Here is a 19,387-nt window from a genome sequence, read left to right as displayed (position 1 = left end):
TCAGGCAAAGCTCTTGCGGCGGCGCGCGGGCGAGGGGACGTCCTCGACCGGCGGCAGGCTCTGCAGGATGCGGCGGGGCGGCAGGATGGCGATCGCCTCGGTGCCTTCGCGAAGCTTCGAACGCAGAATGAATTGGCCGTTGTGCTTGGCGAGGATCGCCTGGACGATCGGCAGGCCGAGCCCGGTGCCCTGTTCGGCGCTCTTGATCGCGATCGAGCCCTGGCCGAAGGCGGAAAGCACGATCGGGATCTCCTCCTCGGGAATGCCCGGACCATTGTCCTTGATGGAGATGTATTGCCCGCCGCCGGCGGTCCAGCCGACCTTGACGGTGATCTCGCCGCCCGAAGGCGTGAACTTGACGGCATTCGACAGCAGATTGAGAGCGACCTGACGCATCGCCTTCTCGTCGACCCAGACGGCCGGCATGCCCTGTTCGAACTGCGGCTCGATCGAAATGTTCTTGCCTCGGGCGCGGAGCTGCACCATGCCGATGCAATCCTCGGCGATCTCGACGAGATTGACCGCCTCTTCGTTGAGTTCGTACCGCCCGGCTTCAATGCGGGAAAGATCGAGGATCTCGTTGATGAGGTTCAGGAGATGTTCGCCGGAACGGTGAATGTCGACCGTGTATTCCTTGTAGGTCGGGTTGCTCAGCGGACCCAGCACTTCCGTCGACATCACCTCCGAAAAGCCGAGAATGGCATTGAGCGGCGTGCGCAGTTCGTGCGACATCGAGGCAAGGAAGCGGGATTTGGCGAGGTTTGCCTCTTCAGCGCGCCGGCGCGCCTCGTCCGACATGGACTTCGCCACTTCGAGTTCGGCGATCAGGTCGTCCTTCTCCGATTGCATCGAGAGAATGTGCACGTTCGCCCTATTCATGCGCTCGGTCATGAAGGCGAGAAAAACGAGCGTCAGCGACAGAATGCCGGTCAGGCCGACATGGACGGGATCCCCGACCGTCAGCGACAAGAACCCGAGTGCGGCAACGACCGGCAGAAAGGTATAGAGCAGTGCGTTGCGCAGCAGGAACGTTCCCATTGCGGTGGCGGCAAGCGCGATGAAAAGCCCGGTGCCTTCGAATAGGGCGAAACGGATCTCGCCGCAGGCGCTGCAGTCCTGCAGGGCAAAAATGGCCCAGCACAGTCCCATCAGCAATTGGCCGGCAAGAAAGCGGCGGCGCCAGATCGCGACCTTATCGGCGCCGATGCTCTGGCGCTTGGCCTTGCGCGCCAGGAAAACCGTAACCGCATGGGCCGAAAGCGTCATCAGCCCCCAAAGGAGGATGCTCGGCTCCTCGGAGAGATAAAGGCCGATCGCCGAGATCAAGCCGACGAGCAGGGGGAGGGCGATTGCCCCGTGCAGCACGGCATCGATGTGGAGAAGGAGCATTTCGCGGTCGAAGCCGGCCGGGGCTGACGAACCGGTCTGCAGCCGCTGGCGAGTCGCGCGCACCGCCTTCGAAACGGCCTTGTTTCGATGGTTTCGTGACTTGTCGACGATGATCTTATCAGTCGATGTGCTGACGGCGATGCTCATGAGTTTTGGTCGGGGATTGCGTTTGGCTTGCAGTCTAGGATCCAATCCTTAAGAAGTTGCTGCCCCTACAACGCCGCGCGTCTTACCAGACGCGCTAAGGTCGCTGTAGTACTTTGAATTGCTGCATGTTTTTATCCCTAAATCGCATGATTTAGGGATACATGGAGAATGGAAGGATTCGACAACCATTGTGGCGCGATTGCGTTTTTTGGCTGACGCCAGACAGGGAGGTCGCCGCTTGAAGCCAGGGCACCGCAAGTTTCGTATCGTCGGTGGCGGGCGGCCGGCGCCGATCGGCCGGCGCTTCGCTTTTGGGCGTTCGGGAAGTGCTGCACCGCGGAGCAATCGCTCGGACGGGCGAGCTAGCCTGATCGGCGGCTGGGTGTTTCTTCTGCTGCTCACCCTTGGCGCCTATGTCGCTTCCAGGCTACCACCTCCGGAAAGAGCCGTAACCGGCGAACTCAGTGGCGCGGCTATCGCGAGTGATGGAGACAGCCTGCGCCTCAGCGGCCGCCGTGTGAGGATCGAGGGGATCGATGCCCCGGAGATTGGCCAGACGTGCCGGCGCGATGGGGCGGCGTGGGACTGCGGCGCGGCGGCGCGGCGGCGACTGGAAGATCTGATCGGTGGAACGACGACGCGCTGCCGCCTTCATGGCCATGATCGCTACGGCCGCGAGCTTGGCCTCTGCGAAGCCGGCGAACGGAACATCGGCCGCGAGATGGTTCTCTCGGGCCATGCCGTCAGCTATGGGCTGTACCGCGAAGAGGAGGAGCAGGCGCGAAACCGCCGTGCCGGGCTGTGGGCGGCGCAGTTCGTCCGGCCGCAGGAATGGCGCCGCTCCCAGGGCGAGGCCGAAGAGACGCCGCACCGGGCGGGCGACTGGCTGGAACTTATCGGGCAATGGCTCGAGGACGAGGCCTGGAGGATCGCGAAGGAGATCGGCGGTGCCTAGCGCCGAGGATCGGCTGCAGGAATTGCGTGCCGCGATCGCGGCCTGCCGCCTCTGTCGCGACAATCCGGCGCGCGGCGAGGGCCATCGGTTGCCGCATGAGCCGCGGCCCGTGGCGGTCCTTTCCACCACCGCCCGGATCCTGATCGCCGGCCAGGCGCCGGGCTTGCGGGTGCATGAGAGCGGGCTTCCCTTCAACGACGCTTCGGGCGACCGGCTGCGGCAATGGCTGGCGGTCGACCGGGAAACCTTTTACGACCCGTCCAATTTTGCAATTGTGCCGATGGGCTTCTGCTTCCCCGGATATGACAGACATGGCAGCGACCTGCCGCCGCGGGCCGAATGTGCACCGCTTTGGCGGCAGAGGGTGATGGATGCCATGCCGCAGATCGAGCTCATGCTGGCGGTCGGTCACTATGCACAGCGCTGGCATCTCGGTGCGGAGTGTCCGAAATCCATGACCGAGACTGTACGCGAGTGGCGCCGCTTTGCGGCGCGCAATTTCGGAACTGCCGTATTGCCCGTGCCCCATCCCAGCTGGCGCAACACCGGCTGGTTACGGAAGAATCCCTGGTTCGAGGCGGAACTGCTTCCGTTCCTGCGCGCCCGAGTCGAGGCATTGATCCACTGAAACAATTTTCTTTATTTTCCTAAATTTCGCGCTATAGAGGAAAAAATATTCGAGAGGATTTTCCATGGACCGTCTGGACCGCAAGATCCTGCGCCTTTTGCAGGAAGACTCGACCTTGGCCGTTGCCGACCTCGCCAAGAAGGTCGGGCTTTCGACGACCCCTTGCTGGCGGCGCATCCAGAAGATGGAAGAAGACGGCGTCATCCGCCGCCGTGTCGCGCTTCTCGATCCCGTCAAGGTCAATACCAAGGTGACGGTGTTCGTCTCGGTTCGCACCAACGCCCACTCGATGGAATGGCTGCGCCGCTTCTCCGAAGTGGTCGCCGATTTTCCGGAGGTGGTCGAGTTCTACCGCATGAGCGGTGACGTGGATTATCTGCTGCGGGTCGTCGTACCGGATATCGGCGCCTACGACGCCTTCTACAAGCGTCTCATCGCCAAGATCGAGATTCGCGACGTTTCCTCGGCCTTCGCCATGGAGCAAATCAAATACACGACGCAATTGCCGCTGGACTACATGGCCATCGATCAGGCGAAATCAAGCGAAGATTAGGCCATTCGCAGTTCACGCGGCGGTGAAGCTTTCGCGTCCATCATTGTGATTTCATTGAATAGTTTTAGCCCGTAAGGCTGAGCTTGGAGCGGACTTTTGGGCCGTTCAATTCGCGAGCGGCATCCTTTCCCGTCCAGCGGGCTGCGCGATTGCCGCTCGCGGCGAGCCTTTCCGCGAGCGTGAGCGCAGCTCCGTGGCAGGTGGCGCTGCGCTTGCCGATCTGTCTCAGCGCCCAGTTGACGGCCTTCTTCACGAAATTGCGTTCGTCGCCGGCATGTGCCTCGATCAATGGCAGCCAGGCGAGCAGTGTTGAATCCGGCTCCTGCTTCAGGTGCACTGCACAGGTCGCGATCATCGCGAAGGCGAGGCGGCGGACGAATTCCCGGCGATCGCCGGCGAATTCCGGGACGAGCACCTGCTCGAGCCGCGCCGCGACGAAAAGGTCGGCGACCGTATCGACGATTTCCCAGGAGTTGCAATCGCCTGCCCAAAGCCGTGCCTCGTCGAGCGTCAATGTCCTGGGATCGGCGGTGTATGCCGCGAGAATTCGCGCCTCGCGGATGCCCGACCGCCAGAGTGAGAGCGCGCGGTCATGATCGGCCTTTGCCAGCCGGGCGATCCGACGAAGCTCGACGTTCGAGACGCCCAGGGCCGCTTCGGTCGCGATGCCGAAGCGCGCCATGCCCGCGCGGTTTTCCGGAGAGGCATGGCGACGCAGATGATCGATGAGGTCTTCCGCCGATGATTTCGGCGAAAGCGTCATTTTTCGAGCCGGGCGAGCAGGGACGACGTGTCCCAGCGGTTGCCGCCAAGGGCCTGGACGTCGCCATAGAACTGGTCGACCAAAGCGGTGACCGGCAGCTTGGCGCCGTTGCGCCGCGCTTCGGCGAGCACGATATCGAGGTCCTTGCGCATCCAGTCAACGGCAAAGCCGAAATCGTATTTTCCGGCATTCATCGTCTTGTGGCGGTTTTCCATCTGCCAGGAGCCGGCCGCGCCCTTGGAAATGACTTCGATGACCTTTTCGATGTCGAGCCCTGCCTTCTTGCCAAAATGGATGCCCTCGGCGAGGCCCTGCACGAGTCCGGCAATGCAGATCTGGTTGATCATCTTGGTAAGCTGTCCGGCGCCGGCCGGTCCCATCAACCCGACCATTCGCGCATAGGCGTCGATAACCGGCTTGGCCCGATCGAAGGCCTCGGCATCGCCGCCGCACATGACCGTCAGCGCGCCATTTTCGGCACCCGCCTGGCCGCCGGAAACCGGCGCGTCGATGAAATGCGCGCCTTTGGCGCCAGCGGCGGCATAAAGCTCGCGGGCGACCTCGGCGGACGCCGTCGTGTTGTCGACGAAGATTGCGCCGGAGGCAATCGTCTCGAAAGCCCCGTCCTTGCCGGTGGTCACGGAACGCAGGTCGTCGTCATTGCCGACACAGGCAAAAATGAAATCCTGGCCCTTTGCCGCCTCGGCAGGCGTTGCCGCGGCGCGTCCGCCGAACTCGGCCGCCCAACGCTCAGCCTTGGCGGCAGTGCGATTGTAGACGGTCAGATCATGTCCACCCCGGACCTTGAGATGGCCGGCCATCGGGTACCCCATGACGCCGAGACCAATGAATGCGACTTTGGCCATTGCAACTGCTCCTATTTCCGATTTCGCCAGAGACTTAGCGGAATTGGCCGGAGCGAGAAAGGCCCGGGCGTCGTTCGTTTCAGCTATTTCATGCCGGCACCAGCGGGGCCGGCATGACGAAGCCGAGAATGAAATAGGCGAGCGCGCCGGCGGCGATTGCTACGACTGTCGCGACGGCGAGCGTGACGGCATAGGGTCCGTTGCCGCCCGCGGTGAATGCCAGTACGACCTTCGTCAGCAAATTGACCACGACCGCAATCAGGATCGCGGCGACGGCGGTGGTGAGATCGACAGTCGGTCCGGTCAGGCGTGCTGTCGAGAGCGTGATCGCGTCGAGATCCATCAGGCCCGATATGGCAGCAACGGCGAAGAGCATCCTCTGGCCGAGCTTGTCGACCAGAACCTTCGACGCCACGATCACGGCGCCGAGGAGGGCGCCGAAGCGCAGCACCTCGCCGAGTTCAAACGGGTTATCGAGATGGAGGTCCGGTGCACTTTGCTTGCCGCCGCGTCGGATGACCAGAACGCTCGCGGCGACGAGGACCAGCACCGCGGGCACCAGAGCAATCGCCAGGGGCGTGAGCAGCACCGGGGCCATTGCCCCGCCTATGACGAGGACCCGGATCAGCGACAGGGCGCCGGCAATTGCGGCGCCGGAAGCCAGCCGCCTGGCGCTCTCCGGCGCCTCGGATGCGAAGCGGGCGAAGGTGAGCGTCAATGCCGTCGAGGAAACCAATCCCCCGGCTGCGCCGGCGAAGAGGATGCCGCGACGGGGGCCGGCTACGCGGATGGCGACGTAACCGACGAATGAGATGGCGGCAATGGTGATCGTCAACAGCCACAGCTCGAAGGGATTGAGGACATCCCACGGGTCGATGGTCTCGTTCGGCAGCAGCGGCAGGGCCACCAAGGTCATGGCGAGAAGGACGAGTGCGGCCCGCAGCTCGAGCCAGGTCAACTGCCGCAGAAAAGTGTGAAGGCTTCGCTTGGCGGCAAGCAGCGCGGTTGTCGCGACGCTGCCGGCCGCGGCGACCCGCACGTCACCGAGGACTGCCGTCGCGCCGAGCGCAAAAACGACGAGGGCCGCGACGACAGTGGTAACGCCGAAATCCTCTTCCTCTTTCGCCTCGCGCATTCTGAACAGGATGAACGCCCCGCCGAACAGCAAGAGCAGGACGGCTGGAGCGATAGGTCCGGAGAGCGTCTGAAGATAGCCGGCAAGTCCGCCGAGAAAGCCGGCGAGCCCGAAAGTCCGGATGCCGGCAGTTCTCCCGCCCGAGCGCTCGTCACGCTCCTGCCAGCCTCTCTCGCAGCCGACGAGAAGACCTATGGAGAACGCGACGCCGAGGCGTTGGAAGACTTCGACAAGGTCCATTCAAGTAGAATGGGATTTCGCTGCGCCTGAGCAAGGGCGCGGGATCGGGCATTTGCAGCGCCCCCGTCTCATCAGACGCGCAATCCGAAAATCGCTTTCGATTTTCGGGCCGATGCGCTGGGCCTAAAGGAAGCGTGCTATCACCAGTTGCCCTGCAATGGGCTCGCCTTCTTCCATGCGCACGGTGATTTCGCCTACCTCAACGATCCCGAATCCGGTCGCCGTGAGCCGGTCGCGCAGATAGGATTCCGAATGGGCGAAGCGCTGATGCGGGCCGACCATGAAGGGGCGCCCCGCGAAAGTTTCATCGGGGAGAGTCTCACTCGAGAAGATCAGCAGGCCGCCCGGGACGAGATTGTCGACTGCCCCGAAGAAGAGGGCCTCCAGCGCGCCCATATAGGGCAGGACGTCCGTGGCGACGATCAGGTCGAACGGCGCCTCTTCGTTGTCATCCAGGAAATCGACCGCTTCGGCGACGTAGAGCGTCTCATAGAGGTCTTTCTCATGGGCAATCTCGACCATGTTTTCGGAAAGGTCGATGCCGGTGATTTCTTCCGCAAGATCGCGCAAGGCGCCGCCGGTCAGTCCGGTACCGCAGCCGAGATCAAGCACCCGCTTGAACGGGCCGAGTTCGAGGGCCTGGACGCGCTGGCGGACGAGCAGCGGTACGCAGTAGTCGAGCTGATCGACAAGGACATTGTCGAACACGTCCGCATGCTGATCGAAAAGAGTTGCGACATAGGCATCCGGAGCCTTGAGCGGCGTCTCGCCCCGACCCATCGAGGCAAGCCGAACCGAAGCTCCCCCGTGGTCTTCGGGATCGAGGTCCAGCACCTCGCGGTAAGCTGCCGCGGCGGCGTCGAAACTGCCGGACTTTTCCAGTGAAAGCGCGCGATTATAGGCTTCCGCCAGCGCATCTTCGTCGATCTTTTTGCTCTTCTGCGTCATTTGCGCTTCTTACGACTGCGGGAGGCCTTTGGCAATCTCCCGTCGGCGCCTCCTGTGCGTGCCGTCTGACGTCTCCTATGGGCCGGTTCCGTTTAGCATGTGCTGAAGAATTCGGCAGCGCGCTGTCTGGCGGGATTTATCCGGAACGCGATTGGAGTCATGATCATGAAAAGGGTGAAAAATCGGGAGGATGCCGATGTCTGCTGAACTGAGCCCGCTGACATTGGAGACGGAGCTGCCGGAAAGGCAGGGCCCACCCCTGCCGCAGTCATCGCAGGAGACGATCAACACGATCGTGCATTACTACCGCGGCGAAATGGGGCGCATGGCCGGCTGGCGGGATCGCATCGACCGGACATCGAACTGGGCAATCACCGTCGTCGCGGCAATGCTTTCCGTGTCACTGTCCACGCCGTCGTCCCATCATGGCGTGCTGCTCTTTGCGATCCTGCTGATTACCTTGCTGCTGCTGATCGAAGCAAGACGCTACCGATTCTTCGATGTGTATCGGGCGCGTGTGCGGCAGCTCGAACGCGGCTATTTCGCACAGATCCTGGCGCCGGAAGGCGCGTCGAATTTCAAGTGGTCGGCGGCAATCGCCAAGAGCCTGCGCAGGCCAGCCTTCCTGATGACCTACAAGGAAGCCGTCTGCCGGCGGCTGCAGCGCAATTACTGCTGGATGTATCTGATCCTGCTGCTTGCCTGGGCGCTGAAGATATCCTCGCCGAAGATGTCTTCCACCGGCATTCCTTTCGGTCATGTCCGTTCCTGGACGGATTTTACCGAAAACGCCGCCCTCGGTCTCTTGCCAGGCTGGAGCGTGATGATTGGCGTTGCGCTCTTTTACGGCGTCGTGCTTTACGGCTCGCTTCACAAGGAAGCCCACGAGGGCGAACTGGCCCACGGCGAAGTGCATGTCTGACCGCAGCGAATCGATTGCGACGTAAATCGCACTCAATGAAGAATGAGTTCGCCCTTGAGCGCCCGCCATTCCGTTGCCGATATCAGCTTGCGATGCACATAGCGAACCGAATGCAGCGGTCCGTCCAGCTTCTCCTGCCAGAACTTTAGGAAGCTGCGCATCTCGGGAAAGTCCGGGGCGATATCGTAGTGCTGCCAGATATAGGTCTGCAACAGTGCCGGATGGTCGGGCATCCGGTAGAGTATCTGGGCCGTCGTCAGCCCATAACCTTTCAGCTGCAGTTGCATGTCGCTTGTCATCCAGGACCTCGCTTCTAACAAAGGTTGGTCTCTATGATGAAGCGCTTGATTTGTTAATCAAGACATAATATTGGCGCAGATGCTGAATTTAATCCGAAAAAACAATGACTTGGCAGCAATTGCGGTCGAGTGCTGCCAAGCCGTTTTGCTGGCGCCGTCACGCCTCAGCGCTTCAGGTGGCGTGTCAGCCGGGCTTCGAGCCACCCCCAGATATTGCGCAGAACCTCGACGATCAGCAGATACAGTGCCGCCGCCCAGACATACATCTGGTAGTCGAAAGTGCGGGAAAAGGCGCGTCGGGTTTCGCCCATGAGGTCGAAGACAGTAACAATCGCGACGATCGCCGAACCTTTGATCATCAGGATGATCTCGTTGCCGTAGGGGCGCAGTGCGACGATCATTGCCTGCGGCAGGATGATCTTGAAGAAGGCGACGCGTTCCGGCAGGCCGAGGGCGGCCGCACCTTCATGCTGGCCGCGCGGGACGCTCTCGATGGCGCCCCGCAGGATCTCGGCCTGATAGGCGGCGGTGTTCAGAGTGAAGGTGAAGAGCGCGCAGTTCCAGGCGTCGCGGAAGAACCACCACAATCCGATGGACTGGAGCTCGGGGCGGAAGCTGCCGAGCCCGTAGTAAACGAGGAAGAGCTGGGTGATCAGTGGCGTGCCGCGGAAGAAATAGACATAGGCATAGGCGAGCCAGGACCAGAGCCTATGCTTCGACATTCGCCCGAGCGCTACCGGCAGCGACAGAACCGCCCCCATGAGGATCGAGGAGGTGACGAGCATCAGCGTCACTCCGAGACCGGACAGGAAGCTCGGCCCATAGCGCGCCAGTTTTTCCGGATCCCAGCCTTCGACGACAGTGAAGAAGATGCCGACGCCAAGGGCCAGCCAGATACCGAGCGCCACGCTGCCGACGAAGCGCGACAGCGTGTAGGCTCTTGGCGGAGCCGGGGGCGGGGCCTGCGGCGGGATCATCGTGTCGGCAATGCTCATCGGTGCATCTCCGCGCGCTTGGTCCAGCGTTCAAGCGCCGAGAAAGCGATGGAAGAGACCATTGCCAGGATGAGAAACAGGATGCAGGCAATGCCGAAGAACTGGAAAGCTTCCTTGGTGACGCGCGCGGCGATGCCGGTCTGGCGAAGAATGTCGGGCAGGCCCACGACCGAAACGAGCGCCGTGTCCTTGAGCAGCGCCATCCAGAGATTGCCGAGCCCCGGAAGGGCGATGCGCACGAGTTGCGGCAGAATGATCAGCCGCATGGTCTTGCCGCGGTGAAAACCGAGGGCGTCGCCGGCTTCGTACTGGCCCTGCGGAATGGCCTTGAAAGCCGAGAGCAGCACTTCCGAGCAGTAGGCGGAGAAAACGACGCCAAGCGCGATCATGCCCGCCGCAAAGGCATTGATTTCGATCGGGTCTTCATAGCCGAGGGTCGCGAGGAACTGCTGGACGAGAATCTGGAGACCGTAATAGACGATGAAGAGCGTCAGGAGCTCCGGAAGACCGCGAAAGATCGTGGTGTAGATATTGGCTGCAAGCCGCAGCGCTCGTTCGTTCGATTGCTTGGCGAGCGCGACGAAGAAGCCGATCACCAGTCCGACGGGCAGGGTGGCTATCGCGAGGCTCGCGGTCACCAGGAACCCATAGGCGATCTCGTCGCCCCAGCCGGTGTCGCCGCACGCCAGGAGCGTGCCGGAACCGAACCAACGAAAAATCCCCGCCGGGCCGCAGAACGGATCGATGGTCGACACGATCCATGCAATGCCGGAGAACAGGGCGGCAAACAATCCGCTCATGCCTCTAGATTCCCCTTATCCGTTTTTATTGGCGCGATGGCGCATGTTTTTGCCTTTTCTTGTCAAACAAAAACGGCGGAAGGGCAAGCCCATCCGCCGGTGCATTTTCGTCATCAACCGAGACTTTCCCGGCATGACTGCTCAATCTTCGCAGCAAACGCGGTGATCAGCTGCCGTAGACGTCGAATGGGAAGTACTTCTCGTTGATTTGCTTGTACTTGCCGTTTGCGCGGATAGCTTCGATCGCCTTGTTGAACTTCTCGCGAAGCGCGTCATCGCCCTTGCGCACGGCAATGCCGGCGCCCTCGCCGTTGATGACGGAATCGATCGGCAGCGTTCCGAGCAGCTTGCAGCAGGCGCCGTCGTCGGACTTCAGCCATTCGGAGATGACGACGACGTCGTCGATGGCGGCATCGATGCGGCCGTTGATGAGGTCGAGCTTGTATTCATCCGCGGTTGGGTAGAGCTTGATATCCGCCCCCTTCATATGCGCTTCGGCATAGTTGGAATGGGTAGTCGAGCCTTGCGCTCCGAGCGCCTTGCCTTCGAGCGCGGCCTCGGTCGCCTCGGTGATCGGCGAATCCTTCGGAACGACGATGGCCGGCGGCGTGTTGTAGTACTTCTCGGTGAAGTCGACCTTTTGCTTGCGTTCCTCGGTGATCGACATGGAGGCAATGATCGCGTCGAACTTCTTGGCGATCAGCGCCGGGATGATGCCCTCCCAGTCCTGCGTCACGAAGGTGCATTCTACCTTCATTTCTTCGCAGAGCGCCTTGGCAATGTCGATATCGAAGCCCGTCAGCGAGCCATCAGCCTCGAGATTGTTGAAGGGCGGGTAAGCGCCTTCGGTGCCGATCACGACCTTTTCGCCCTCCGCCATGGCGGCGCCCGCCATGAGCACGAAAACGGCAGCCGATGCGGTGGCTACCAGCCGTCTGGAAATACGCATGATTATCCTCTCTGTTGGCCGGCATCCGGTCTGTTCTTGTTTGCGGATGCCAAATAGCGCCGGCGGCGGTGGCCGCCGGTTGCGGCGATATTCGTACGCCTTTCCTGCAAAAATCAACAGGAAAGCAGTGTCACCCCACCGTGGAAGCCGAAATTTGGTTTCCACTGGTCTCGAAGGTTGCGGAGGGCGGCGAACGGCTCGTTCATGAAAGGTTAATGTCGGCTTCGATAGGCCTTTGGGCGGAACCGATCCGCGGCTGCAGCGTTGCGACTACGGCTTTCTCGACTGACACAAAAAAGTCGGAACCGCGGATCATGGCCCCGCCCCGGCGCTTTACATTAGCGTTCGGCTTGAACTGTGGCTCGGCGCGCAGAGCGCCGGGACCAAGAGGAAGGAAGACAATGTCGATTCGATCCAAACTTTTCGCAACGGTTGCTTTGCCCGTTTTCGTGGCTTCCCTTGCGGTGCAGCCGGCGCTCGCCGAGAGCCTGATGGCGCCATTCGAAGTTGCCCAGGAAGGCACCGACCAGCCGTCCCCGGAAGAATTGCTGCTGCTGAAGAAGCGTAAGCAGCGCGCGGCCGAGGAAGAAACCCAGGGACAGGCGGAAGAGCAGCAGCCGCAGGCTGAGGAACAGCAGGAAGCGCCGAGGCGCAAGAAGCGCCAGCAGCAGGCCGAGGAGCAGCAGCCCGCCGCCGAGGAGGCCGCCCCGCAGCAGGCCGAGGAGCAGGCTCCGACGCGCAAGAAGCGTAAGCAGCAACAGGCCGAAGAGCAGCAGCCTGCCGCTGAAGAGAGGGCCCCGGAGCAGGCCGAGGAACAGGCTCCGACGCGCAAGAAGCGTAAGCAGCAACAGGCCGAAGAGCAGCAGCCGGCCGCCGAGGAGAGCGCACCGCAGCAGGCCGAGGAGCAGGCTCCGACGCGCAAGAAGCGTAAGCAGCAACAGGCCGAAGAGCAGCAACCGGCCGCCGAGGAGAGCGCTCCGCAGCAGGCCGAGGAACAGGCACCGACGCCCAAGAAGCGGAAGCAACAACAGGCAGAAGAACAGCGTCAAGCCGACGAGCAAAAGGCAGCCGAGCAGCCGCTTGTGGTGCCTGAAGGCCAGACCACCGCTGACCAGCCGGCGACGGAGGCACCAGCCCAGCAGACGGGCGAGGGCGAGCAGCAGCCTGTACCCGGTGCGGAACAGCCTGCAACGGCCGAGCAGCTGCAGGGCGAGCAGCCCCAGGGTCAACCTGTTCCCGAAGTGGTCGATGAGCGCACGACGGAAGAAAAGCAGAAGGTCGCCGAAGATCCCGCCGCCTCCGACGACACTGTGGTGCTCCCCGTAGAGAAGGGGGCGGCCGTGCTCGACAGCGACAAGGATGCCGACAATTCCGGCGGCAACCAGGCGCGCGAAGCCCGTCGCAAGCAGCGTGAGGAGCTGCGCGCCAAAGAGGAAACCGTAGCACCGCCGACAGATGATGCGGCTGCGCAGGCGGCGATCCCGGTCGAGGTCAGGGAAGAAATTCCGCAGAAGATCGAGGCCGTGCTGAAGGAGGAAGGTGAGCGGGTCGAGGAAGCACCGGCCTTCGCCGTGCCGGAGACGACCAACATCGTCAACAATACCGTCATCAACAACACGGTGATCAACAATACCACCGTCAACAACACGACCGAAAACAATGTGACGGAAGTGCAGGTGGTCGAGCAGGTGGACGACCGTGTCATCCTCGGCGTCGGCGACCGCATCTTCGTCCGGGGCGACGACCGGCCGCGTCTGCGGCAGAATTCGGAAGAGTCGTACTACGATAATCTTTCGGGTGGCCGCGTCCGTGAAACGATCGTTCGCCCCGGCGGCTACCAGATCGTTACCGTCTACAACCGTTACGGCGATATCCTGACGCGCACGCGCGTCGATCGGGACGGCAATGAATATATCATGATGTATACGCCGGAATACGAAGAGGACCGGCCGGCGATCGTCGACGTCGGCTACGATCTGCCGCCGATGCGGCTTGGCATTCCGGTCGACGAGTACATCGTCGACGTCGCCGAAGATCCGGACCGGGATTATTACGAATTCCTCTCCGAGCCGCCGGTCGAGCAGGTCGAGCGTGTCTATACGATCGACGAGGTCCGCAACTCCGCCCGACTGCGCGATAAGGTCCGTCGTATCGATCTCGACACGATCCATTTCGCAACCGGCAGTGCCGAAGTGTCTATGACGCAGGCAAAGACGTTGCGCGGTGTCGCGGACGCGATGAACAAGGTCCTCGCGAAGGATCCGGGTGAAACCTTCTTCATCGAGGGCCACACGGATGCCGTCGGCTCCGATCGGTCGAACCTGGTGCTCTCCGACGAGCGTGCCGAGTCCGTCGCGGTGCTCCTGACCGAAGTCTATGGCGTTCCGGCGGAAAACCTGGTGACCCAGGGTTATGGTGAGCGGTTCCTGAAAATCCGCACGTCCGAAGGCGAGCAGGAAAACCGCCGCGTCACGATCCGCCGCGTCACACCGCTGGTCCGCCCGGTGGCGCAGCGGTAACATCGCAAACGAAACGCTACGCTTTCATCGGGGCCGGCTTGCCGGCCCTGATTCTGTTTGTGGTGCGTCGGCTCGAGGAATTGGCCGAGGCGCAGCAACATCTGGACCGTTTGACCAGCCGGCGCTCAGCGCCGCAGCCCGGTCGTCCTCTCGACGAAGTCGGCAATCGCCGCCGTGTCATCAAGCTCGAACACGGAAAGGTCGGTGTCCACGACCGGATGATCGGCGGCGATGGCGACGATGTGCGGGTCAGTCGGTGCCAGTGGTTCGCGATTGGCTGATTCCAGCCGGCGCGCCTCTATCTTCGGGATCGGTTCGCGCTTGTAGCCCTCGATCAGCACGAGATCGCAGGGCGCGAGCCGTGACAAGATCTCCTCGAAGCTGGGCTCCGGCGCTCCGCGCAATTCGTGCATGATCGCAAAGCGCGTCGAGGAGACGATCGTCACTTCATGAGCGCCGGCCTCGCGGTGGCGATAGCTGTCGGCACCGACCTTGTCGATGTCGAAGTCGTGGTGCGCGTGCTTGACCGTCGACACGACATAGCCGCGCCGCGTCATTTCGCTGACCAGCCGGACCATCAGTCCGGTCTTGCCGGAATTCTTCCAGCCGGCGATACCGAAGATCTTGGGTGCAATCATTGTGCGTCATCCTCGAGGCGGGTCAGCCATTCTTCAGCTTCGTCAAGCTGCTGCGGCGTGTTGATATTGAAGAACGGATCGAGCGGTCCGGCCTTCGTCGTCACGGGCTCGAAGTCTACCGCAACCGACGAATGGCGTGCGATGAAAGCGCGCACGCGGCGCTTTTCATCCGTGCGGATCCAGTCGTCGAGATCGTCGGCGATCGCAAGGGGCCAAAGCGCGAAGAGTGGGTGCATCTCGCCGAGGGACCAGGCGACGGCAATCTCGTTCCCGACGACCAACGCCTCCTGGAGGCGGGCGGCAAGCGTGGACGGGAAGAAGGGCGTGTCTGTGGGCACCGTCAGAACGTGGCTTGCCGCCGGGGCGGCCTTGCTGGCGTGGTGCATGGCGGCCAAAACGCCGGCGAGCGGTCCGGGAAAACCCGATATCGTGTCGGCGATGATCGGAAGGCCCCTTGCGAGAGCAATGCCCGGGTCGGCGTTGAGGTTGACCGCGATGCTCGCGGCCTGCGGCGACAGGCGATCGACGACGCGCGCAAGCATGGTTTGTCCACCGAGCATCACGGCCGCCTTCGGTTGGCCCATGCGCAAGGAGCGCCCGCCGGCGAGGATGACGGCAGGCGGCCGGCTTCTGGTGTCGGCGGCGTTTCCGGTCATCGCTTCCTCCTATTCGAGCGGGCCGGCGACAGATCTCTGCGCCACGGCCTGCCGACTGCGCAGGCTCTCGCGATAGAAGGTGTAGAGGCCCGAGGCGACGATGATGGCGACGCCGGCCAGCATCCAGCGATCCGGCGTCTCCGAAAAGAAGACGATGCCGATGGTGATCGCCCAGAGAAGACCCGTATAGCGGAAGGGGGCGACCACCGAGATGTCGCCATCACGCATGGCAAGCACGATGGTCTGATAGCCAAGCATAAGGAGCACGCTGGCGCCGGCGAGATGGGTGAAGGATGTCGCCGATACCGGTTGCCACCCGCCGAACGGGACGATGAGCGCTGCTCCCACCAGCGTCGTTACGAGCGCTGTGGTGACGGTGATGAAGAGCGACGGCACGTCCGTGCCGATGCGGCGGGTGCACAGATCGCGCGTCGCCGTGAAGAAGACGCAGGCGACGACCGTCAACGCGGCTGGCGTAAAACCTTCCGGCCCGGGCCGAAGCACGACCAGGACGCCGAGGAAGCCGACCACGATCGCCGTCCAGCGCCGCCAGCCGACCGGCTCGCTGAGAAAAAGCGCCGCGCCGAGCGTAACCGCCAGCGGCAAGGCCTGCATGATCGCCGAGGCATTGGCGAGCGGTATCTGGCCGAGCGCCGAGATGTAGGTCAACGAGGCGAGCGCCTCCATGGCGATGCGCAGCATAATGATCGGCCTGAAGACCGTGCGAACAGGGCGCAGGGCACCGAATCGGTGGGCGATCACAAGTATCATCAGTGTGGTCATCAGGCCGCGGATGAACATGATCTGGCCCGTATTCATCGCACCCGTCACGGATTTGACGAGTGCATCGTTGCAGGAGAAACCGGCCATGGCCAGCGTCATGAAGACGATGCCACGGATATTGGCTGAGGAATGCATTCCTGATGACCTTCGGCTGAGGCGTACTCTGGGGCGGGGTAGGCGAATCCATGAAATTCTCGGGCCTAGCTATAAAGCTTTGGCCTCCAATGCGCGTAAACTCAAGCATATGTTCGCATGAGGATCTGGTTGATGCACCAAGACCACATTGCGGTCCTCACCAGGAGGCGCCTGTCGCGGCGAGGTTGCGATCCATTCGCGGAATCTTAAGCTTCGCTGCCTATCGTCCCGATGAATCCGCAGTCCAATCGCATGACGCGATCGGTGGGCGACGGCCCGGAAACACCGCTGTCGTCGATCCTGAACTGCCAGCCGAAGCCAAGAAGGTGCTTCCGCCGGCAGTCATTAATGCTTGTGCTGCCGTATTGATGCGGCAGTCCGGAGCTTAGCCTCGGCGTTCGAGCGCCGGAAAGGCTAGTCTCCATCAAGCATCCCAACCGCGCGGACATGTCACTCCCATAACAAAATCGGGGTTCGCAATGTCTGTCATCGATCGCCTTTTGCAGCGGCTGCGCATCGTCACGAAAGTGCTCCTTTTCGTCGTTCCGCTGGTCGCCTTGATCGCCGGGATTGGCCTCGTCGGCTTCTTTACAGCCCGCACGCTCAACGGCCACATGACCGTGACACGCGAAACCATCAACAACCTCTCGGATTTCCAGGCGCTGCGCAGTGCATTGCAGGGTTTCCTGGACAATCCGGGCGAGGAAAGCCGCGGCCTGCTTGCGACGATGATCGATGAGCAGGAAGACGGTGTGAGGGCGCTTGAAGCTCTGCTGACCCGTGACGCGGACAGGGCGCAGATCGCCTCGGTGGTCGCCCTCGGAGATCAGATGCGAAGCCAGGCGGACAAACTTTGGGCCGTTCAGGTCGAACGCGAGACTGTGACGAAATCGCTGGAAGCCGCGCTCGCCGAGATGACCAAGAACGGCAACGGCGCCTATAAGCAGATCGACATCCTCCAGGAGGAATCGCACGAGAAGGAAGCCTTCGCAAAGGCGCTGCTCTTTGATGCGGCCGCCTATCAGGGCCTCGCCGAGCGCATCAAGAAATTCCGTCTGCCGGTGACGATGGCCGTCAATCCCGATGCGAAGATCGAGCAGGCAAACAAGCTCTTGCCGCACCTGATGAAGCAGATCGGCGAGTCGGAGCGGATCGCCTCCGAGAAGGTCAAGAAGCCGATCGGCGAGATCAAGGCCCAGGCCCAAGCGATTCAGGCGATTCTGGCCGGCGCTGAGGACAACGAAGCCAAGAAGAACGCGCTCGTGCCGATCCTCGGCAAGTTCTCGAAATACGAAGCCGATTTCGCCAAGGAGGCGGCGAAGAATTCCGATACGGCGGCGAAGCGCTTCGTCAGTATGGACGGAGAAATATCGACATTGAAGACGCTGATTGCCCTGATGGACGACACGTTCAAGGGGCTGGCCGGCACCCGACTGCACATCAGCGAACTGCACCGCCATCTCGATGCGGCGAGCCGCGAGCCGATTGTGGCCGACATCAAGGCTGTTCGCGAAACGGCCGGCAAGCTGTCCGGGCTCGGCGGCAAGAACGCCGCGTTGCGTGACCTGCCTGCCAAGCTCGGGCCGTCGCTCGACAATATCGACAAAGGCACCGCGGCGCTGATCGATGTCGGCGCCCGCTGGCAGGCCGCGAAGGGTGAGGCATCGAGCCTCGTTGCCAAGGCGAGTGGCACGCTGGAGAGCTTCGTCAGCAGCGCCCAGGAAGCGGGCAAGCAGGACAGCCAGCGCTCTGCGACAGTCTCGATTGTCGCGATGGTCGCCGGCACGCTGCTTGCGATTATCGGAGGGCTGATGCTCGTCGAGACGCTGCGCGGGCCGCTGAGGCGGGTGACCGACACCATGACACGCCTTGCCAAGGGCGACCTGGAAGTGGCGATCGACGGCCGCAATCGCGGTGACGAGATCGGCGACATGGTGCGTTCCGTTGCCGTCTTCCGCGACAATGCCTTGGAAAACGTCCGGCTCGAACGCGAAGCACAGGCCGCCCGAACCCTGTCGGCTGAGGAGGAGGCGCGGCGATCCGCGGAACGCGCCCGCATCGAGGCCGAGCAGATGCAAGCGCTCAACGCGCTATCGGACGTCCTTTCGCAGCTCGCCGCCGGCAACCTCGAAGAGGGCATGGCAGAAGATCTGCCGGCCGACTACGTGATGATGGCGAGGACCTACAACAATGCCGTCGACGCCCTGCGCGCGACACTGATGGATGTCCGCCTCGTCACCGAAGAGATCACCGGGGGTACAGGCAATCTCTCGGCGTCGGCCGATGATCTGGCGCGCCGCACCGAGCAGCAGGCGGCGGCGCTGGAGGAAAGCTCGCGCGCTCTGCGGCAGCTTACCGAGATCGTCCGCACCACCGCCGAGAGCGCTCGCAAGACCACCGTTTCGGTCGATGAGACAAACTCCTACGCACAGCATTCCGGTCAGGTCGTCGCCAAGGCAATCGATGCGATGGCGGAAATCAACCGATCGTCGGAAAAGATCGGCACGATCATTGGCGTGATCGACGAGATCGCCTTCCAGACCAACCTGCTGGCATTGAATGCGGGCGTCGAGGCGGCGCGCGCCGGCGAGGCGGGCCGCGGCTTTGCCGTGGTGGCACAGGAGGTTCGTGAACTGGCGCAGCGCTGCGCCGGGGCGGCGCGGGAGATCAAGGGCCTCATCTCGGCGAGCTCCGCGCAGGTGCGGAGCGGCGTTGCGCTGGTCCAGGAGACCGGCGATGCCCTGGCGGTCATCAACGACCATATCGGAACCATTCACCAGCTTGTCGCCAATATCGAAGCGGCTGCCGCCGAGCAATATACCGGTCTCAACGAGGTCAATACGGCGGTTCACGAGGTCGAGCTGATCACACAGCAGAACGCCGCGATGGTTGAGGAGAACACGGCGGAGATCCACGGCCTGCGCCGACAAGTGGAAGTGCTCAACGAGAAGATCGAGCGTTTCAAGACCGGGGCCGGCGGCTACGGCGGCCGCAGCGCAAGAGCGTCCAGATCGACTTACGCTGCTTGATCCGCTTGCGCTTGCCCCTCACCTTAACCCTCTCCCCG

The 19,387-nt window shown here is 62.4% G+C and carries 18 protein-coding genes; 6 read left to right on the top strand and 12 right to left on the bottom strand.

Features of this window, described 5'->3' with window-relative positions; genetic code table 11:
* Positions 1-1,536 (bottom strand): HAMP domain-containing sensor histidine kinase, encoded by a 1,536-nt coding sequence (locus RHIBR816_RS0128370; RefSeq protein ID WP_018239966.1) that lies wholly within the window; start codon positions 1,534-1,536, stop codon positions 1-3.
* A 238-nt stretch (positions 1,537-1,774) separates the two neighbouring features.
* Between RHIBR816_RS0128370 and RHIBR816_RS0128365 the strand changes: the two genes are divergently transcribed.
* The 3 genes from RHIBR816_RS0128365 (at position 1,775) to RHIBR816_RS0128355 (ending at position 3,672) form a co-directional block, all read left to right on the top strand.
* Positions 1,775-2,491 (top strand): thermonuclease family protein, encoded by a 717-nt coding sequence (locus RHIBR816_RS0128365; protein ID WP_018239965.1) that lies wholly within the window; start codon positions 1,775-1,777, stop codon positions 2,489-2,491.
* Positions 2,484-3,119 carry a uracil-DNA glycosylase family protein gene (locus tag RHIBR816_RS0128360; protein WP_018239964.1) on the top strand — a complete coding sequence of 212 codons (636 nt, stop codon included), beginning with the start codon at positions 2,484-2,486 and terminating at the stop codon, positions 3,117-3,119. The genes RHIBR816_RS0128365 and RHIBR816_RS0128360 overlap by 8 nt, the downstream gene beginning before the upstream one ends.
* Positions 3,120-3,183: 64 nt before the next feature.
* Positions 3,184-3,672, top strand: coding sequence for an Lrp/AsnC family transcriptional regulator (locus RHIBR816_RS0128355; RefSeq protein ID WP_018239963.1), 489 nt, complete (start codon positions 3,184-3,186; stop codon positions 3,670-3,672).
* Between the two features lie 64 nt (positions 3,673-3,736).
* On the opposite strand, the gene RHIBR816_RS0128350 is transcribed toward RHIBR816_RS0128355, so the two are convergent.
* The 4 genes from RHIBR816_RS0128350 to RHIBR816_RS0128335 all read right to left on the bottom strand — a co-directional run bounded on the left by RHIBR816_RS0128350 (position 3,737) and on the right by RHIBR816_RS0128335 (position 7,624).
* The gene (locus tag RHIBR816_RS0128350) at positions 3,737-4,435 is read right to left on the bottom strand and encodes a DNA alkylation repair protein (RefSeq protein WP_018239962.1); all 699 of its coding nucleotides are present in this window, start codon (positions 4,433-4,435) and stop codon (positions 3,737-3,739) included.
* Positions 4,432-5,331, bottom strand: coding sequence for an NAD(P)-dependent oxidoreductase (locus tag RHIBR816_RS0128345; protein ID WP_256375053.1), 900 nt, complete (start codon positions 5,329-5,331; stop codon positions 4,432-4,434). The genes RHIBR816_RS0128350 and RHIBR816_RS0128345 overlap by 4 nt, the downstream gene beginning before the upstream one ends.
* A 58-nt stretch (positions 5,332-5,389) precedes the next feature.
* The gene (locus RHIBR816_RS0128340; protein ID WP_018239960.1) at positions 5,390-6,676 is read right to left on the bottom strand and encodes an MgtC/SapB family protein; all 1,287 of its coding nucleotides are present in this window, start codon (positions 6,674-6,676) and stop codon (positions 5,390-5,392) included.
* 123 nt (positions 6,677-6,799) lie between these two features.
* Positions 6,800-7,624 (bottom strand): class I SAM-dependent methyltransferase, encoded by an 825-nt coding sequence (locus tag RHIBR816_RS0128335; protein ID WP_018239959.1) that lies wholly within the window; start codon positions 7,622-7,624, stop codon positions 6,800-6,802.
* Between the two features lie 196 nt (positions 7,625-7,820).
* Here RHIBR816_RS0128335 and RHIBR816_RS0128330 point away from each other — a divergent pair, with 196 nt between their 5' ends.
* A complete protein-coding gene (locus RHIBR816_RS0128330; protein ID WP_026187527.1) occupies positions 7,821-8,546 on the top strand; it encodes a DUF2270 domain-containing protein in 726 nt (241 codons plus the stop codon).
* 32 nt (positions 8,547-8,578) lie between these two features.
* Here RHIBR816_RS0128330 and RHIBR816_RS0128325 read toward each other — a convergent pair whose 3' ends face one another.
* The 4 genes from RHIBR816_RS0128325 to RHIBR816_RS0128310 all read right to left on the bottom strand — a co-directional run bounded on the left by RHIBR816_RS0128325 (position 8,579) and on the right by RHIBR816_RS0128310 (position 11,589).
* Complete coding sequence (locus RHIBR816_RS0128325; RefSeq protein ID WP_018239957.1) at positions 8,579-8,845, bottom strand: usg protein; 267 nt, start codon at positions 8,843-8,845, stop codon at positions 8,579-8,581.
* A gap of 164 nt (positions 8,846-9,009) precedes the next feature.
* Positions 9,010-9,840 (bottom strand): ABC transporter permease, encoded by an 831-nt coding sequence (locus RHIBR816_RS0128320; RefSeq protein ID WP_018239956.1) that lies wholly within the window; start codon positions 9,838-9,840, stop codon positions 9,010-9,012.
* On the bottom strand, positions 9,837-10,640 hold the full coding sequence (locus RHIBR816_RS0128315; protein WP_018239955.1) for an ABC transporter permease: 804 nt from the start codon (positions 10,638-10,640) through the stop codon (positions 9,837-9,839). Before RHIBR816_RS0128315 ends, RHIBR816_RS0128320 begins: the two co-directional genes overlap by 4 nt.
* A gap of 166 nt (positions 10,641-10,806) precedes the next feature.
* The gene (locus RHIBR816_RS0128310; RefSeq protein ID WP_018239954.1) at positions 10,807-11,589 is read right to left on the bottom strand and encodes an ABC transporter substrate-binding protein; all 783 of its coding nucleotides are present in this window, start codon (positions 11,587-11,589) and stop codon (positions 10,807-10,809) included.
* A gap of 401 nt (positions 11,590-11,990) precedes the next feature.
* Between RHIBR816_RS0128310 and RHIBR816_RS0128305 the strand changes: the two genes are divergently transcribed.
* Positions 11,991-14,108, top strand: a complete 2,118-nt coding sequence (locus RHIBR816_RS0128305) for an OmpA family protein (RefSeq protein ID WP_018239953.1) — start codon at positions 11,991-11,993, stop codon at positions 14,106-14,108.
* 125 nt (positions 14,109-14,233) lie between these two features.
* Here RHIBR816_RS0128305 and mobB read toward each other — a convergent pair whose 3' ends face one another.
* The 3 genes from mobB to RHIBR816_RS0128290 are packed head-to-tail and all read right to left on the bottom strand — an operon-like array spanning position 14,234 to position 16,320.
* Complete coding sequence (mobB, locus tag RHIBR816_RS0128300) at positions 14,234-14,746, bottom strand: molybdopterin-guanine dinucleotide biosynthesis protein B (protein WP_018239952.1); 513 nt, start codon at positions 14,744-14,746, stop codon at positions 14,234-14,236.
* Positions 14,743-15,402 carry a molybdenum cofactor guanylyltransferase MobA gene (gene mobA / locus RHIBR816_RS0128295; protein WP_018239951.1) on the bottom strand — a complete coding sequence of 220 codons (660 nt, stop codon included), beginning with the start codon at positions 15,400-15,402 and terminating at the stop codon, positions 14,743-14,745. The genes mobB and mobA overlap by 4 nt, the downstream gene beginning before the upstream one ends.
* A gap of 9 nt (positions 15,403-15,411) precedes the next feature.
* Positions 15,412-16,320, bottom strand: coding sequence for a DMT family transporter (locus tag RHIBR816_RS0128290; RefSeq protein ID WP_018239950.1), 909 nt, complete (start codon positions 16,318-16,320; stop codon positions 15,412-15,414).
* A 479-nt stretch (positions 16,321-16,799) separates the two neighbouring features.
* Here RHIBR816_RS0128290 and RHIBR816_RS0128285 point away from each other — a divergent pair, with 479 nt between their 5' ends.
* Positions 16,800-19,349, top strand: a complete 2,550-nt coding sequence (locus RHIBR816_RS0128285) for a methyl-accepting chemotaxis protein (protein ID WP_018239949.1) — start codon at positions 16,800-16,802, stop codon at positions 19,347-19,349.
* The last annotated feature ends 38 nt before the right edge of the window (positions 19,350-19,387 follow it).

The organism is Ensifer sp. BR816, from assembly GCF_000378985.1.
GTDB lineage: Bacteria > Pseudomonadota > Alphaproteobacteria > Rhizobiales > Rhizobiaceae > Sinorhizobium.
This window is presented reverse-complemented; position numbering and strand designations above follow the sequence as displayed.